Raw genomic sequence first — 15,266 nt, forward strand, 5'->3', positions numbered from 1 at the left:
TTACTGCTGGGTGCGACGGCGGGCGATCACGGTGCCCGCTGCCACGATCAGGCCGAGCGCGAGCATCCCGAGGCCGATCGCCGGGAGCGGGGAGCCCTCGACGTCGCTTCCGGTGTTCGCGAGGCCGCCGCCGCGCGGGCCGCCCGCGGGTCCGCCGGTGACGCTCGGAGATGGGCTCGGGGCCGCGGTCGGTTCCGCCGTGGGCTCGGCCGTGGGGGCGACGGTCGGCTCCGTGGTGGGCTCGGTCGTCGGCACGGGCGAGGGCTCGCCCGGCGTGGGCTCGGGTGAGGGCTCCACCGCGGCATCCCACGCGAGGGCGAAGGCCGCGTGGCCGATCGCGGGCGCGAAGATGTCGATCGCGTCGCGGTTGACGTTCGCGAGGGTGTCATTCACCGTGTGGTAGTTGCGGTCCATGAAGACCCCCGCCGTGCCGCCGAACAGACGCGCCTGCTCCTCGGTCTTGATGTCGTCGGCGCCCGAGAAGAGGCCGCCCGCGGGGATGCCGTTGTCGATGAACGCCTGGTAGTCGCTGCGGCCCGAGTACTCGGTGTCGATCCAGGGCTGCTCGATCGCGTCGAAGTAGTCGGTGTAGACCTTCTCGATCTCGACCGAGCCCTCGGGGATCTCGACGGGCGCCTCGAAGGTCGACTCATCGGCGTCGTAGACGCCGACGGTGAAGTTCTCCGAGCCGATCATGTCGTAGTTGAGGTAGGCCGAGATGCGGTTCAGCTCGTCGGGGTCGTTCGCGAGCAGGTCGTCGACGTAGGCGGTCGAGCCGAGCAGGCCGACCTCTTCGGCGCTCCAGAGGGCGAGGCGGATGCGCTTGTCGTTGGGGGTCTCGGATGCCGCGATCTTCTCGGCGAGCGCGAGGACGGCCGCGGAGCCCGAGCCGTTGTCGTTGACGCCCGGTCCCTCGGCCACGCCGTCGAGGTGCGCACCGATCACGATGGTGTCGTCGGGGTCGCCCGCGACGCTGTCGGCGATGACGTTGAACGACTCGGTCACGAGGAACTGCTTCTCGATCACCGCGGTCCCCTCGACGGGGGCGTCGGCGGGTGCCGCGACGATCAGGGCGGCGACGGCGTCGCCGCTGGCCTGGGGCAGGGTCGCGGCGGGGGAGTCGTTCTCGTCGCGGGGGCCGGATGCCACGTTGGTGAGCTGGTCGTCGGGCGTGGTGCCCTCCTCGGGCGGACGCTCGTTGTTGTAGACGAACACGGCTCCGGCTCCGGCGGCGGTGGCGTTGTCGATCTTGGCCTCGAAGGTGCAGATGCCGCGCTGGACGAGCACGATCGACCCGGCGGGGACGGTCGCGAAGTCGCCGGCCTCGCAGCCGAGGTGCGCCCCGTCGGCGTCGGTGGGCAGGGCGAGCGGGGCGGTGTAGTCGCCGTCGATGCCCTCGCTGAGGTCGAAGTGCGACCCCGTGTACGTGGTCCCGGCCACCGTGAGCGAGGCTTCGCCGAACTCGGGCGTGGGCACCTCGAAGCTCTGCCGCGACACGGTGAACGCGCCGGTGCCCTCGAGCACCTGCTCGGCGTAGGCGGCGGCGGCTTCGTAGCCCGGGCCGTTCCAGACCCGGTAGCCGTCGGCCGCGAACGACTCGCTGATGTCGGAGAGCTCGGTCAGGTGCGTCATGACGTCGGCCCCGGTCAGGCCGAGGTCGCCGGGCGCGGCGTCGGGCGCGGGAGCGGCGAACGCGGCGGGGGCCACGAGCAGGCCGCCGCCGATCAAGGCGCCGGTCGCGAGGAGCGCCGATGCGCGTCGAACGCGTGAGGGAGGGGAATGCAGGGTGTGTCGGTGCACGATGAATGCGCCTCTCCGCGGGCGACGATGCCCGCATCATCCAGGGGGAATGACGCGTCGCCCAGAGAAGGCGATCGCGAGACGATTCTCATAGCGGATTCGTAAAAAAGGCAACAGTGACCGGAATCTTTACGGTCCGGAAACATTCCGGAACATCCGTGAAACCGCATTCCATGTCCCGCGGAACGCCGTCCCGACCCGTCCCGGGCTCAGCGCGCCCGCGGAACGTACCGCGGAACCCACCGGACGAATCCCACCGCCCCGAGCACCGCGACGAGCCCCATCGCGCCGACCCCGATCGACAGCGAGGCCACCGCCGTGAGGGCCGACACGATCAGCGGAGCGACCGCGCCCCCGGCATCCGTCAACGTGCGCCACGACCCGAGGAACGCCGCGGGCTCGCTCGCCGGGGCGATGTCGGCGCCGAGGGTGAGCAGGATGCCGCTGGACAGGCCGTTGCCGACCCCCAGCACCGCGGCGAACATCGCGTACCACATGGCCGCCGAGCCGAGATCGTGCGTGAACGAGAGGGCGAGGAAGCCCGCGCCCATCAGGATCATGGCGGGGAGGGCGGCCCACAGGCGCCCGAACCGGTCCATCACCTGACCGCTCGCGTAGAACAGGGCGAAGTCGATCGCCCCCGAGACCCCCACGACCACGGCGATGGTTCCGGCGTCGAGCCCCAGCGACACACCCCACAGGGGCAGCACGACCTGCCGCGCCGAGCGCACCGCCGACAGCGACGCGGCGGCGAGGCCGAGCCGCGCCAGCAAGCCGCGGAAGCGCCACATCGTGCGGAACACCCCGACCCGCTCCACGGTGGGGATCGCGCCCGTCACGGGCTCGCCGGTGTCCTCGGCCTCGCGGGAGTCGCCCTCACCGCGTCCCGCCGGCCCACCCACCGGGACCGCCTTCTCGGGGTCGGGGCCGAAGAACACCAGCAGGATGGTCGCGACCTGGCACACGGCGAAGAAGACGATGGATGCCGTCTCGTCGCCGAAGACGGCCAGCAGCGCCGCCGAGATGAACGGGCCCACGAACATGCCGAGTCGGAACGTGCCGCCCAGCAGCGACAGGGCGCGCGCCCGGAAGTGCAGCGGAACCCGCGTCGTCATGAACGAGTGACGGGCGAGGGCGAAGGATGCCGCGCAGAAGCCGATCAGGAACACGGCGGCGGCGAAGAAGGCGAGCGACTGCGCGAACACCACGGCGGTGAGTCCGCCGAGGATCACGATCCCGGCCGTGCCCATCGTCAGGCGCTCGCCGAACCGTGCGACGGCCCACCCGGCGGGGATGTTGCCGCACAGTTGCCCCACCACGAGCGCCGCGGCCACGAGAGCGGCCACCGCGACGTCGGCGCCGAGGCGGTTGGCGATCACGGGGATGAGGGGGATGACCGCCCCCTCGCCGAGGGCGAAGAGCAGCGTGGGGCCGTAGATCATCGGTGCGAAGCGCACCAGCACGTTCCGGGGAGAGTCGGCTGTCACCGTCTCCACGATAGGCTGGATGCCAAATGCTCGAACTCGATTTGACCGCCGACATCCAGGCGCTGCGCTCGACCTTCGCCGATATCCAGGCCGTGGTCGACGTCGACGCACTCACCGCCGACATCGAACGCCTCAGCGAAGAGGCGGGTGCCCCCGACCTGTGGGACGACGTCGACAACGCCCAGAAGGTCACCAGTCGCCTCAGCCACCGGCAGGCCGAGCTCAAGCGCATCACCGAGATCGAGCAGCGGCTCGACGATCTCGAGGTGCTCGTCGAGCTCGCCAACGAGATGGAGGACGAGGAGTCCGCCGAAGAGGCGCGCAAAGAGCTCGCCTCGCTGCGCGACGTGATCGGCCAGCTCGAGGTGCAGACCCTTCTCGACGGGGAGTACGACGCGCGCTCCGCGGTCGTCACGATCCGCTCGGGAGCCGGCGGCGACGACGCGACCGACTTCGCCGAGATGCTGCTGCGCATGTACCTGCGCTGGGCCGAGCGTCACAAGTACCCCGTCAAGGTCATGGACACCTCGTACGCCGAGGGCGCCGGTATCAAGTCGGCGACGTTCGAGATCGACGTCCCCTACGCCTACGGCACGCTCTCGGTCGAGGCCGGCACGCACCGCCTCGCGCGCATCAGCCCCTTCGGCGGCGCCGACAAGCGCCAGACCAGCTTCGCCGCGGTCGAGGTCATCCCCGTGATGGAGGAGGCCGTCGAGGTCGAGGTGCCCGAGGGCGACATCCGCGTCGACGTCTTCCGCTCGTCGGGCCCCGGTGGTCAGTCCGTCAACACGACCGACTCCGCGGTGCGCATCACCCACATCCCCACCGGCCTGGTGGTGTCGATGCAGAACGAGAAGTCGCAGATCCAGAACCGCGCCGCCGCCATGCGCGTGCTGCAGACGCGCCTGCTCCTGCTCAAGCGCGAAGAAGAGGCCGCCAAGAAGAAGGAGCTCGCCGGCACGATCACCGCGAGCTGGGGCGACCAGATGCGCTCCTACTTCCTCTACGGCCAGCAGCTCGTGAAAGACCTCCGCACCGGCTACGAGGTCGGCAACCCCGCCGTCGTGTTCGACGGCGATCTCGACGGCCTCATCGCGGCCGGCATCCGCTGGCGAAAGCGCAAGGACGACGACGACTGATCGTCTCGCGGGCGACGAGGGTTCTGTGGGTGCGAGCACGCGGCATCCACGAAGACTGATCTTCGCCCAGGCGGCGAGGGTCCTGTGGGTGCGAGCATGCGGCATCCACGACGACTCATCGACTTGGCCGTGACAAGAGTCCTGTGGATGCCATCACCCGGCATCCATAGGACTCTTTCGGTTTCGCGACACGGCGCGTCCTGACAGGCTGCTCCGCACCCGCGCTTAGGCTCGTCGAGCCATGATCCGGTTCGAGAACGTCACCAAGAGGTATCGCGGCACCGCGAAGCCCGCCCTCAACGCCGTCGACTTCGAAGTGCAGCGCGGGGAGTTCGTCTTCCTCGTCGGCGCTTCGGGTTCGGGAAAGTCGTCGTGCCTGCAGCTCATCCTGCGGGCGGAGACCCCCAGCGAGGGGCGCGTGGTGGTGCTCGGGCGCGACCTGCGCACGTTGTCGAACCGCAAGGTCCCCTACTTCCGTCGCCACATCGGCTCGGTCTTCCAGGATTTCCGTCTGCTGCCGAACAAGACCGTCCACCAGAACGTGGCGTTCACGCTGCAGGTCACGGGAGCGTCGCGCGGCTTCATCCAGCAGGCCGTTCCCGAGGTGCTGGCGCTGGTCGGTCTCGACGGCAAAGAGAAGCGTCTTCCGCACGAACTGTCGGGTGGTGAGCAGCAGCGCGTCGCGATCGCGCGCGCCCTCGTCAACCGCCCGCAGGTGCTGCTGGCCGACGAGCCGACCGGAAACCTCGACCCCGGCACCTCGATCGACATCATGCGCCTGCTGGCCCGCATCAACGCGGGCGGTACGACGGTGGTCATGGCCACGCACGAGGCCGGCTTCGTCGACCAGATGCAGCGTCGCGTGATCGAGCTGCGCGGCGGAGAAATGGTGCGCGACGAGCGTCACGGCGGCTACGGCGACACGGCGAGCCTCCCGCGCCTCGCCCCCGAGATCGAGAAGGGGGCGGCCGCCGTGGCCGCCCTCACCGCCGTGCTCGAGGTTCAGCGCGAGGTCACGAGCGTGACGGGCCCGGTCGAGCCGCTGCCGTCGACCCCCGCCGCACGTCCGGCCGCCTCGTCGGATCCGGATGCCGCCGCCTCGACGCCCGCGGTCACCACGCCCGCCGCCGAGCCGACGCGCGAGCCCGGCACGAACACCCGTTCCATCCCGGTCACGACCCCCGACGTCGAGGCGCTGGGCGTCGCCGATCGCCTCGGCCTCGGCACGAAGAAAGACCGCAACGACGAAGTGGGACCCACGTCATGAGGTTCGGGCTCATCCTCTCGGAGGCTTTCACCGGCCTGCGCCGCAATGCCTCGATGGTCATCTCGGTGATCCTCGTGACCTTCGTGTCGCTCACCTTCGTCGGCGCCGCGATGCTCATGCAGATGCAGATCGGCAAGATGCAGTCGTACTGGGCCGACCGCGCCCAGGTGGCGGTGTCGATGTGCGCGACCGTGTCCGACGTCGACACGTGCACCGTGGGGCAGGCCGCGACGCAGGAGCAGATCGATGCGGTCAAGGCCAAGCTCGACGGCGACGCCCTCGCGCCCCTGATCCGCGACTACACCTACTCCACGAGCGAGCAGGTCTTCGAGAACGCGAAGGGACTCCTGCCCGACGACATCATCGGAGTGGTCACCGCCGATCAGTTCAACGCCACGTTCAGCATCAACCTCGTCGACCAGAACCAGTCCGACGTCATCATCGAGGCCTTCAGTGGCCAAGCGGGTGTCGAAGAGGTCACGAACCAGATGCAGTACCTCGAGCCGTTGTTCCAGGCGTTGACGGTGGCGACGTACGTCGCGGTCGGCATCGCCGGTCTCATGCTGATCGCGGCGGTGCTGCTGATCGCGACCACGATCCGGCTCTCGGCCTTCGCGCGGCGTCGCGAGCTGGGCATCATGCGTCTCGTGGGGGCGTCGAACCGCTTCATCCAGACGCCGTTCATCGTGGAGGGTGTGCTCGCCGCGCTCATCGGCTCGGCTCTGGCGAGCGTGGCGGTGTGGGCGATCGTGGGCGTCGGCGTCAACCAGTACCTGCGCGACCGCATCGGGTTCATCACCTCGTGGGTGGGACTCGGAGACGTGGCGTTCGTCATCCCCGTGATCGTCGTGATCGGTGTGATCCTCGCGGCCTTGAGCGCCAGCTTCGCGATCCGGCGGTGGTTGCGCGCCTGAGCGCCCGCGGCCGCGAGCCGCGGCATCCTGTAAGCTGAGGGGCTCTGTGTGCCCATGATCATGAGGAGGTGGCACCATGCCTCGTGAGCAGGGTGAGAAGCTCATCGCGTCGAACAAGAAGGCGCGTCACGACTACGCCATCGAGAAGACCTACGAGGCCGGTCTCGTGCTGACCGGCACCGAGGTGAAGTCGCTGCGCCAGGGGCGCGCGAACCTGACAGACGGATACGCGTACATCGACGGGGGACAGGCGTTCCTCGATGCCGTGCACATCCCCGAGTACTCGCAGGGTCACTGGACCAACCACTCCGCCAAGCGCACGCGCAAGCTGCTGCTGCACAAGGAGGAGATCGTGAAGCTCTCGCACGCGGTCGCCGCCGGCGGGTACACCCTCGTTCCGCTGCGCCTCTACTTCCTCGACGGTCGCGCCAAGGTCGAGATCGCCGTCGCGAAGGGTAAGCGCGAGTTCGAGAAGCGCCAGACGATCCGCGAGCGCGAGGACAAGCGCGAGGCCGAGCGCGCGATGCGCACGAAGAACCGCCTGGGGGAGTAGGCGTCGTCGTTTCTTGCGGGAGCGTCTCGTCAGGATGACCCGTGCGAAGAACCGTCTGGGGGAGTAGGCGTCGTCGTTTCTTGCGGGAGCGTCTCGTCAGGATGACCCGTGCGAAGAACCGTCTGGGGGAGTAGGCGTCATCGTTTCTTGCGGGAGCGTCTCGTCAGGATGACCCGTGCGAAGAACCGTCTGGGCGAAAAGGCGTCGTCGTTTCTTGCGGGACCGTCTCGTCAGGATGACCCGTGCGAAGAACCGCCTGGGGGAGTAGGCCCGGTTCCGCCGCGGCGGAGGCGTTGCTTCACGGCGACGTGCGCGAGAACCGCTCGGGCGCGACTTCCCCTCACTCCGCGCGGAAGCGTCCCTCCACGACCGAGGTCACGACGATCTCGGGCGGTTGCAGGCTGAACGACGATCCACCCGGCGAGGCGGACGCGGCCATCATACGCGCCCCCAGCGGGGAGGGTGACTCCGGGCGCGTCGCGAGGAGTCCGGCATCCGCGATCTCGACGGCGGCGACGGATGCCAGACCGAGGGCGTCCGCGTACGCGGTGGCGCGTTCGACGGCGACGTGCACGGCTTCGGCGGCGACCTCGCGCTCGGTGCGGGCGCGCGTCTCAGGGGAGAGGCGCCAGTCGACGGCCGTGACCTGCACGGCGTCGGACTCGGCGACGTCTCCGAGCCACCACGACAGGGCGCCGGCGTCGGTGAAGGTGGCCGACAGCTCGACGCTGGCGTGGTGGACGAGGGGGAGCTGAGCGCCGTCGGCGTTCCACGGGCGATCGGACCAGACCGAGACGCGCGCGCTCGACCATTCCGAGACCTCGCCGGAGCGCAGGTGCGCGACGAGGCCGTCCTGCACGGACGAGGCCCGCTCCTGCGCCTGCTCGACGACGGGGCCCCGCGAGGGGCCGTCGACCGAGACGGTGACGCGCACCGCGGCTTCTTCGGCGCGGACGCGGGCGCTGCTTTCGCCCCGGACCGTGATGACGACGTCGCTCATGCGGTGAGCTTACGGGAGGGGGCGGTGTCGCCGGGGAGCGCCGATGCGCTCGGGGGACCATCGCGGGGCCGACCCGCGGCGCGCCCGCCTGTTCCTCGTCCCGCGGCGCGCGCGCCTGTTCCTCGTCCCGCGTGCACAACGCAGGACGCTCGCGGCCGTTGCGCCGGGCGGCCGCGCGAGGATGCCGTTCGTCGGGCGCCTGGGACGGATTCTCCTGTGTCGTGCACGAGTGACGCGGTCGGCCGGGGCGGGGGAATTCCGGGGCGCTCGAAGCGTTGTAGACTGTGATGCTCGGGTGCCGATGGCCCCGATGTGGCAACTCAACAGCGTGACAACGGCCGCTCCATTCCGGAGTTCTCGGGGCTGATCGGTTTCGACAGCGCCTGCGAACCCGCGAGAAGCGGGCCGAGGATGTGGGGTTATCTCGTAAACGCTCCCTGCAAAACAATAAGTGCCAATGCTAAGCGCACTGACTTCGCCCTCGCTGCGTAAGCGAGCCCGATAGTCCGTCAGACCGTGTGTGACCCCGCCACGGATCCTGGCGTCATTTAGGGGTCTTGCTGCGTGACGGCGTCTGGACGTCACGCGGGACTTTTCCCAGGCTGGGCTCGTCGACTTAGGTGTCTGTGACAAAGGTCGGAGCCGAGCAGAACGTCTGCACAGACTGCGCCCGGAGAAAACGCGGAGACCCAGCGTTGGACGGGGGTTCGATTCCCCCCAGCTCCACGAGCCGTTGTCACGGTCGAGTTCGCGAGAAGCCCCTGTCCCCGCCCGTTTCGGCGGGGGCGGGGGCTTTTCGAGTGCGGAGTTGCCGTAGCCGCGGGTGCGCGCGTGTACGCCGGTCAGGGCGCGACGCGCGTGTGCCTTGCCCGTCGGGCGTGCCCGCCCGTCAGGCCGCTGCGCGCGTGTGCACGTCGCTCGGGCCGTCGTGCGCGTGCCGTCCCGTCAGGCCGCGCTGCTTTTGCGCTCTCCGGTCAGGCCGCTGCGCGCGTGTGGACGTCGCTCTCGCCCGCCGCGCCGTTCAGCTCGAGCCAGACCCGTCCCTCGGTGCGCGTGAGGGTGGCGGTGTTGCGGCGCTCGATGGCCTCCGCGAGTCTCTCGACGAAGCCGGGCTCGAAACTGTGCAGCAGCACCTCGTCGCCGCGGTGGATGCGCTTCCCCGCCCACGCCGCGGCCACCTTGTCGGCATCGCGGTGCGTGTAGACCGCGACCCGCTCGGCCTTCATGCTCCCGGTGTGCAGGCGGGCGGCATCCGGAGCCCCCACCTCGACCCACGCGACGAGGGCGCCCGTGAGATCGCGCACCATGACCGCGGGTTCGTCGGTCGCGGCGACGCCCTCGCTGAAGGCGATGCCCTCCTCGTATTCGAGGCAGTAGGCCAGCACCCGGGTCAGCATGTACGGAGCGGTTTCGGACGGATGCCGCGCGACCCGCAGTTGCAGTTCGTCGTAGACGCCGCGATCGACATCGGAGAGCTGCACGGTGAACGTGTGAATGGTCGCGCCGATAGCCACGAGGATCCAGCGTACGGGAGTGCCCGTCGTGTCGCCGCCGGCGGTCTCTGTCACAAGCTGTAGCCGACGCTCCCTGCCGCCCGCCGCCGACGGATCCCGTCGCGCGCTGCCGCCGACGGCCCTCTCACTGCCACTGTCGACCGTGCCTGTCGCCCACCGCTGCCGACGGTCCTGTCGTGCACCCGGCCATTGCCCCGCCGGCCCGGCGCCGCCTAGCGTCGAAGGATGCCAGACCCCCGCGCCCTCCGCATCGACGTCGGTCCGTTCCACCTCGCTCCCTCTCCCGACGCGTCGACGTGGACCGCGGAGCAGGACCCGGGACGTGCTCATCCGGGCCTTGGGGCTCCGGGCCCGGGTGCTCTGGGCCATGGTGCTCCCAGCAGTACCGCTCCGGGCCCGGACGCTCTGGGCCGTGATGCCCCGAGCAGCGCCGCTCCCAGCAGTGCTGCTCCGAGCGGTGCCGCTGCGGGCGGGACGGATGCCGCGCGCATCACCGCAGCCTGGACCGACTGGGTGGCGTTCGCCCAGCGAGTGCTGCAGGCCGATGCCCTGTGGCGCGACGTCGAGGCGCGGGGCGACGCGTGGGACGAGGGCTTCTCGGCGGCGCGCGATGCCGACGCGCGGAACCCCTACCGGTGATGCTGTGGACGGGTCAGGTGACGGTCCGGGTCGGCGCGGGGCCTCGTCGACGGTCGGGCTCCGGTGCTCGCACCTCCTCGCGGCGACGGCGCCGGTCGGTCAGCGCGGGCCCTCGACGAGGATCAGGCTCTGACGCGTGTCGGCCAGCTTCACGTAGCCGTCGCCGAAGAAGTACGTCAGTCCGTAGCCTTCGGCGCCGCGGCCGTTGAGCCAATCGGGGTTCTCGGTCACGTAGGTGCCGGTGGCATCCTTCTCGACCTTCCACCCGGCCGCCACGAGGTCCTTCTGCGCGGTGCGCGCTTCGTCGTCATCGATGGGGGCCCAGCCGAAGATCTGCACGCGATCCGAGGCGATCTTCGTGTCGCCCCACTTGCACTGGATGCCACCCTCGAGTGCGGTCGCTCCGACGCGGAAGTCCTCCTTCTGGTAGGTCCATCCGAGGCTCATGAAGTCGTCCGCCGTGGCCTGGGGAATGATGTTCTCGCACGTCGGGTCCGCCGTGGAGGGCGCGTCGGTCGTCGAGGCCGAGGGCTCGGGGGTGTTCGCATCGCTGTCCGCGCCCTGAGAGGGGGCGGCCGGGGACGGCGCGGCCTCTTGCGGGGCGGGGGAGGAGCACCCCGCCAACGCGAGCATCGTGAGAGCGCCGGTCGCCGCCAGGACGGCGGCGCGTGAACGGGTGGGACGGGTGCGAGTGCAGCGCATCACGAGCCCTCTCCCTCGTGCAGCAGCGAGAAGAACGCGTCGTGCAGCACGCCGTTCGTCGCGAGCGACGACTCGGCGTCGAGTCGGTCGGTTCCGTCGAACGCGGTGAAGCGGCCTCCGGCCTCGCGCACGATCGGGGCGATCGCGGCGATGTCGTACTCCTTCACCCCGAACTCGGCGACGAGCTCGAGTCGCCCCTCGGCGAGCCACATGTACGGGAGGGCGTCGCCGTAGGCACGGTCGCGCCACACCGCGCGGGTGAGGCGTTCGAGCGTGGGGACGAGGTCGACGTCGTCCCACTGCTCGATGCTCTGGAAGCTGATGCTGGAGGCGGCGACGTCGTCGATCCCCGACACGCGGATGCGACGCGTCTCGCCGGTGGCGGTGGTCGTCCACGCGCCGTGTCCGGTCGCCGCCCACCACCGGCGGCCGATCGCGGGCTGACTGACCACTCCGACAGTCGGGATGCCGTCGACGGTCAGGGCGATGAGGGTGGCCCACACGGGGATGCCGCGCATGTAGTTGTGCGTCCCGTCGATGGGATCGATCACCCAGCGTCGCGAGGTTTCACCCGAGGCACCGAATTCCTCACCCAGGATCGCGTCGTCCGGGCGTTCGGCATCCAGGATCCGACGGATCGCCCGCTCGGTCTCGAGGTCGGCCTCGGTGACGTGCGTGCGGTCGGCTTTGGTGTCGATGCGCAGGTCGGCGGCGTCGAACCGTGCCATGGCGACCGCGTCGGCTGCGTCGGCGATACGGAGGGCGAGTGCGAGATCGTCGGTCGGGTCCGCGGGGGTCGCGGCGGGCTCTTCGATGCGGGACACGGCACCAGGATAACCGGCGTTCCTGGCTCGATTTGGTGTGCTCGCGTCACGCCTGGTAACGTAATTCCTCGGCGCGGAGAGCGATTCTCACGCCGAACGGAACGCACCTCTAGCTCAATCGGCAGAGCAACTGACTCTTAATCAGTGGGTTCTGGGTTCGAGTCCCAGGGGGTGCACCACGAAAAGAAACCCCCTCTCGCGATCGCTCGCGGGAGGGGGTTTCTGCGTCTCACTCCGGCGTGGGTACGGCGGCACTCCGAGGGGACGGAATCCGTCCGTGCGCGATGGCGAGCGATATCCGGCCCCGCCACACGGTCAGGCGTTCTCGTCATACGGCGAACGTGGTGATGTGCTCGCTGCGGACATCGCCAACGGCGATGACATCGAGCAGGCGGATGCCGGCATCTCGACCGCCTCCTCGACACGGGGGAACCGAACGCGAGCCGCCGATCGGATGAGGTGGCGTCCGTACGGGCACCGTCCCGGTAGCGTGAGGCCATGACGACGCAAATCTCGGGTCGACGTGTCGCTCTGCGCGCGGTTCTGATCTTCGCCGCCGTCGTCGCCGTTCTCTACGGTCTGTACGTCGGTTACCTCTTCATGATGGCCGACGAGGGTGACCGGCCACCGGCATCCACCGTCACGCTCCCGGAAGGTGCCCGCGTGATCTCGGAGGACGTGTCGTGCGGCAGCGGGGGATGCGCGACGCAGTTGGTCGTCGAGCCGCCCGCCGGCATCAGCCCGGCGCGGCTTGCGGAGATCATCGGCGCGACACCGCAGCTCCGGGTGGCGGGGAACTTCCTCGATCCGCGCACGGTCAGCGTGATGGCGTGGCCGAAGGAGAGCACGCTCGGGCTCTCTCTCGACTATTCCTCGCAGGAGTACGTTCCCTGACGCTCCTCAGCGTCTTCCCCGGACTCGGGCCGTGCGCGCTCGCTAGTCTCCTCGGAGGGCGCGAGACGCGCGGAGGGTGAAAGCGTCTCGCGGCGAGGCGTTGCGATCAGGGGGAGTGGTTCCATGGCCGATGACGAGATCTGGGACGTGACCGACATCCAGGGCACGCCCACCGGAAAACTCCACCGCCGCGGCGACGGCCCGGTGCCGGCCGGGTCCTTCCACATCGTGGCATCCGTCTGCGTGGTCTCGTCGAACGGGCGCGTCTTGATGAGCAGGCGAGCCGCGCAGAAGGACTACCCGCTCGCCTGGGAGTTCCCGGCGGGGAGTGCGCTGCGCGGCGAGTCCAGCCGTCGCGGGGCTGTTCGTGAGGTCGACGAGGAGGTGGGGCTCGTCCTCGCGCCGGACGATCTCGTGCTCGTCGGCCGCGTCGTGGAGGAGCGTGCCCTCTTCGATCTGTGGGCGGCCGCCGTCGAGGGCGAGCCCACTCCGCGGATCGATCCCGAAGAAGTTCTGGATGCCGAGTGGGCGACGCTCGACGACGTGCGGAGGCGGTGGGAGGACGGGGCGTTCGCGACGCCGTGGAACGCGCGCTTCGCGCAGTTGTGGGACGTGCTGATCACGCGGGTCGCGGAGGTGCGCGGCGCGGAACGCTGACGCGGCGCGGATCGCCGACGCGGCGCGGATCGCTGACGCGGCGGGGGAAGGTGGCGCGGCGCCCGCCCGTCAGAACGGCGCCGGATCGGGTTCGGTCTCGTTCCCGCGCGGCGCGCGTTCGTCAGAATGGCGGCGGATCGGGTTCGGTCTCGTTCCCGCGCGGCGCGCGTTCGTCAGAATGGCGGCGGACCGGGCTCGGTCTCGTTCCCGCGCGGCGACCGCCATGTGACGACGCCCGTCTGCGCGTCGCGCGTCGGCGTCCAGGCGGTGTCGTGGCGGAGTCGATGGTGATGTCGGCATTCCGGCTCGAGATTGTCGACGTCCGTGCGACCTCCGTCGGCCCACGCCGTGAGGTGGTCGATGTCGCAGGCGCGTGCGGAGCGTCCGCAGCCGGGGAAGATGCAGGTCGGAGAGGTGACGCCGAGCCAGCGGCGCAGGGCCGCGGTGACGCGGTACGTCGTGCGGTCGAGGGCGAGTGGGGCTTCGGTCATCGGGTGCGTGAGCAGGCGCACCCACGACGTCGCCTCGCCGGCCAGGCGGCGGGCGGTGTCGAGGTCGATCGGACCGTAACCGTCGAGGACCGCCGGATCGTCGCTCTCGCCGAGCAGGGTGAGCGCGGGCACCGTGACGACGATGGACGCCGCGGCGCGTCGCGGGGCGACGCCGGGCTGATCGCCGTTGCCGCGGTGAGCATCACGAGAAGTTCCGAGGGGAGCGACCGTCTGCGTCTCGCCCATCGTGGCGGCATCCGCTGTCACCATCTGCGCGAAGGCGTCGGCCCGGAGCTGGGCCAGGGTGCGATCCTCGTCGGGGACGCTCGCGAGGTGACGCGCTGCGCGATCGATCCGCGACATCGCCACATGAGCGCGATCCGCGGGCAGGAGAGCGGTGAGGGTCGCCATGCCGTCGAGTTCGGCGTTGAGCCAGACGCCGCGGTCACGGGCCGCACGACGGTGGCGCTCCTCGAGTGATTCGCCGTGCACGCGCTCGCGGAGGGCACGGGCCGAGACCGCGAAGCGCGCGGGGGTGAGGCGGCGGGCATGGTCTGCTGCGCCCTCGTCGAAGGCCTGCCACGCCGCGGCGTCGTCATCGGGGAGGGACGCGGCGAGCCGAGCGGTCTCGGACGCCTGCCGTTCGGACGTGTCTCCCGCGACGTACGTCGCCCACGTCGACGGACAGCGCGACTGGAGCGTCCGCGCCTGGTCCGCGCGGATCCGCACGGTCTGCTCGGAGATACGCAGACGCACGGCGATCTCGGCGACGGCCGCTCGCTCCGCCATGTCGAGCCGATCGCGCCGAATCGCCGCCGCACGCCCACGGCGCGGGTCTTCGGCGTCGAGATCGAGCGTCGGGTCGGGACCGACCCACGGCTCGGGGTGCGCCGTGGCCTCGTCGAGGATGTGCGCGATCAGCCGCGATTCTTCCGCGGCGGCGCGACGGCGTTCGCGAGAGACGGCCTCGAGGGAGCGCAGGGCGAGATCGGCGGCATCCCCGGGCGAAGGGCACTCGGCGACGGTGTGCGCAACGGTGTCGGTGTCCGGCTGTCCGTCGTCGTCGACTTCGACAGGCCACTCCGGGTCGTCCAGACCGAGCTCGGCCGCCCAGGCGATGTCGGCGGCGATGCGGAGTTCGTCGTCCGTCATCGGCGGAGTGTCGCGCCAGATCGCCGCGGACAGCTCGCTCAGGCCGTTGTCTTCCTCCGTGCACGCGGCGGAGCGCGGATCGGGGACGACCCGGTCGTTGCCGCGCGGCGAGAGGCTCATGCCGAGACGGTATCGCCGACCTCCGACATTGCCTCCGGCGCCCGCGAGGCGCTGGATACACGGCATAGCGATGGCGATCAGGCCAGGGTGATCACCCGCACCCCTCGCGCCCG

At 70.2% G+C, this 15,266-nt stretch carries 14 protein-coding genes, 1 tRNA gene and 1 other RNA gene; 9 read left to right on the plus strand and 7 right to left on the minus strand.

Annotated elements, in window-relative coordinates; all coding sequences use genetic code 11:
- Complete coding sequence (locus FB047_RS00925; protein WP_136585381.1) at positions 1–1,800, minus strand: M20/M25/M40 family metallo-hydrolase; 1,800 nt, start codon at positions 1,798–1,800, stop codon at positions 1–3.
- Positions 1,801–2,009: 209 nt separating this feature from the next.
- Positions 2,010–3,242, minus strand: coding sequence for an MFS transporter (locus tag FB047_RS00930; protein ID WP_167494132.1), 1,233 nt, complete (start codon positions 3,240–3,242; stop codon positions 2,010–2,012).
- A 71-nt stretch (positions 3,243–3,313) separates the two neighbouring features.
- On the opposite strand from FB047_RS00930, the gene prfB reads away from it, so the two are divergent.
- From prfB to smpB, 4 genes are all read left to right on the plus strand, one after another.
- Positions 3,314–4,426 carry a peptide chain release factor 2 gene (prfB, locus tag FB047_RS00935; RefSeq protein ID WP_136585382.1) on the plus strand — a complete coding sequence of 371 codons (1,113 nt, stop codon included), beginning with the start codon at positions 3,314–3,316 and terminating at the stop codon, positions 4,424–4,426.
- Between the two features lie 241 nt (positions 4,427–4,667).
- Positions 4,668–5,693, plus strand: a complete 1,026-nt coding sequence (ftsE, locus tag FB047_RS00940) for a cell division ATP-binding protein FtsE (protein WP_136585383.1) — start codon at positions 4,668–4,670, stop codon at positions 5,691–5,693.
- Positions 5,690–6,607, plus strand: coding sequence for a permease-like cell division protein FtsX (gene ftsX, locus FB047_RS00945; protein WP_136585384.1), 918 nt, complete (start codon positions 5,690–5,692; stop codon positions 6,605–6,607). The genes ftsE and ftsX overlap by 4 nt, the downstream gene beginning before the upstream one ends.
- A 76-nt stretch (positions 6,608–6,683) precedes the next feature.
- Positions 6,684–7,160, plus strand: a complete 477-nt coding sequence (smpB, locus tag FB047_RS00950; RefSeq protein WP_076676126.1) for an SsrA-binding protein SmpB — start codon at positions 6,684–6,686, stop codon at positions 7,158–7,160.
- Positions 7,161–7,500: 340 nt separating this feature from the next.
- On the opposite strand, the gene FB047_RS00955 is transcribed toward smpB, so the two are convergent.
- Complete coding sequence (locus FB047_RS00955) at positions 7,501–8,160, minus strand: SIMPL domain-containing protein (RefSeq protein ID WP_136585385.1); 660 nt, start codon at positions 8,158–8,160, stop codon at positions 7,501–7,503.
- Between the two features lie 359 nt (positions 8,161–8,519).
- Between FB047_RS00955 and ssrA the strand changes: the two genes are divergently transcribed.
- Positions 8,520–8,889, plus strand: a transfer-messenger RNA (tmRNA) gene (gene ssrA, locus FB047_RS00960).
- Positions 8,890–9,134: 245 nt separating this feature from the next.
- On the opposite strand, the gene FB047_RS00965 is transcribed toward ssrA, so the two are convergent.
- Entirely contained in the window at positions 9,135–9,674 is a 540-nt protein-coding gene (locus FB047_RS00965; protein ID WP_136585835.1) for a YaeQ family protein, read from the minus strand.
- A 225-nt stretch (positions 9,675–9,899) separates the two neighbouring features.
- Here FB047_RS00965 and FB047_RS00970 point away from each other — a divergent pair, with 225 nt between their 5' ends.
- Positions 9,900–10,313, plus strand: coding sequence for a hypothetical protein (locus FB047_RS00970; RefSeq protein ID WP_136585386.1), 414 nt, complete (start codon positions 9,900–9,902; stop codon positions 10,311–10,313).
- A 99-nt stretch (positions 10,314–10,412) separates the two neighbouring features.
- On the opposite strand, the gene FB047_RS00975 is transcribed toward FB047_RS00970, so the two are convergent.
- Complete coding sequence (locus FB047_RS00975) at positions 10,413–10,760, minus strand: hypothetical protein (protein ID WP_136585387.1); 348 nt, start codon at positions 10,758–10,760, stop codon at positions 10,413–10,415.
- Positions 10,761–11,014: 254 nt separating this feature from the next.
- On the minus strand, positions 11,015–11,839 hold the full coding sequence (locus tag FB047_RS00980; protein WP_240752413.1) for an inositol monophosphatase family protein: 825 nt from the start codon (positions 11,837–11,839) through the stop codon (positions 11,015–11,017).
- 103 nt (positions 11,840–11,942) lie between these two features.
- Between FB047_RS00980 and FB047_RS00985 the strand changes: the two genes are divergently transcribed.
- The 3 genes from FB047_RS00985 (at position 11,943) to FB047_RS00995 (ending at position 13,390) form a co-directional block, all read left to right on the plus strand.
- Positions 11,943–12,018: transfer RNA gene (locus FB047_RS00985), tRNA-Lys, on the plus strand.
- A 319-nt stretch (positions 12,019–12,337) separates the two neighbouring features.
- Positions 12,338–12,733, plus strand: coding sequence for a hypothetical protein (locus tag FB047_RS00990; protein ID WP_136585388.1), 396 nt, complete (start codon positions 12,338–12,340; stop codon positions 12,731–12,733).
- 123 nt (positions 12,734–12,856) lie between these two features.
- On the plus strand, positions 12,857–13,390 hold the full coding sequence (locus FB047_RS00995) for an NUDIX hydrolase (RefSeq protein WP_136585389.1): 534 nt from the start codon (positions 12,857–12,859) through the stop codon (positions 13,388–13,390).
- A 173-nt stretch (positions 13,391–13,563) separates the two neighbouring features.
- Here FB047_RS00995 and FB047_RS01000 read toward each other — a convergent pair whose 3' ends face one another.
- Positions 13,564–15,153 (minus strand): HNH endonuclease signature motif containing protein, encoded by a 1,590-nt coding sequence (locus FB047_RS01000; RefSeq protein WP_240752421.1) that lies wholly within the window; start codon positions 15,151–15,153, stop codon positions 13,564–13,566.
- Positions 15,154–15,266: the final 113 nt, after the last annotated feature.

The organism is Microbacterium hydrothermale, from assembly GCF_004854025.1.
GTDB lineage: Bacteria > Actinomycetota > Actinomycetes > Actinomycetales > Microbacteriaceae > Microbacterium > Microbacterium hydrothermale.

What these genes read in the sequence shown, in the direction of transcription:
- FB047_RS00930 (WP_167494132.1), bottom strand. Translation starts at nt 3,242, where the DNA reads ATGATCTACGGCCCCACGCTGCTCTTCGCCCTCGGCGAGGGGGCGGTC.
- prfB (WP_136585382.1), top strand. Translation starts at nt 3,314, where the DNA reads ATGCTCGAACTCGATTTGACCGCCGACATCCAGGCGCTGCGCTCGACC.
- ftsE (WP_136585383.1), top strand. Translation starts at nt 4,668, where the DNA reads ATGATCCGGTTCGAGAACGTCACCAAGAGGTATCGCGGCACCGCGAAG.
- ftsX (WP_136585384.1), top strand. Translation starts at nt 5,690, where the DNA reads ATGAGGTTCGGGCTCATCCTCTCGGAGGCTTTCACCGGCCTGCGCCGC.
- smpB (WP_076676126.1), top strand. Translation starts at nt 6,684, where the DNA reads ATGCCTCGTGAGCAGGGTGAGAAGCTCATCGCGTCGAACAAGAAGGCG.
- FB047_RS00955 (WP_136585385.1), bottom strand. Translation starts at nt 8,160, where the DNA reads ATGAGCGACGTCGTCATCACGGTCCGGGGCGAAAGCAGCGCCCGCGTC.
- FB047_RS00970 (WP_136585386.1), top strand. Translation starts at nt 9,900, where the DNA reads ATGCCAGACCCCCGCGCCCTCCGCATCGACGTCGGTCCGTTCCACCTC.
- FB047_RS00975 (WP_136585387.1), bottom strand. Translation starts at nt 10,760, where the DNA reads ATGAGCCTCGGATGGACCTACCAGAAGGAGGACTTCCGCGTCGGAGCG.
- FB047_RS00990 (WP_136585388.1), top strand. Translation starts at nt 12,338, where the DNA reads ATGACGACGCAAATCTCGGGTCGACGTGTCGCTCTGCGCGCGGTTCTG.
- FB047_RS00995 (WP_136585389.1), top strand. Translation starts at nt 12,857, where the DNA reads ATGGCCGATGACGAGATCTGGGACGTGACCGACATCCAGGGCACGCCC.
- FB047_RS01000 (WP_240752421.1), bottom strand. Translation starts at nt 15,153, where the DNA reads ATGAGCCTCTCGCCGCGCGGCAACGACCGGGTCGTCCCCGATCCGCGC.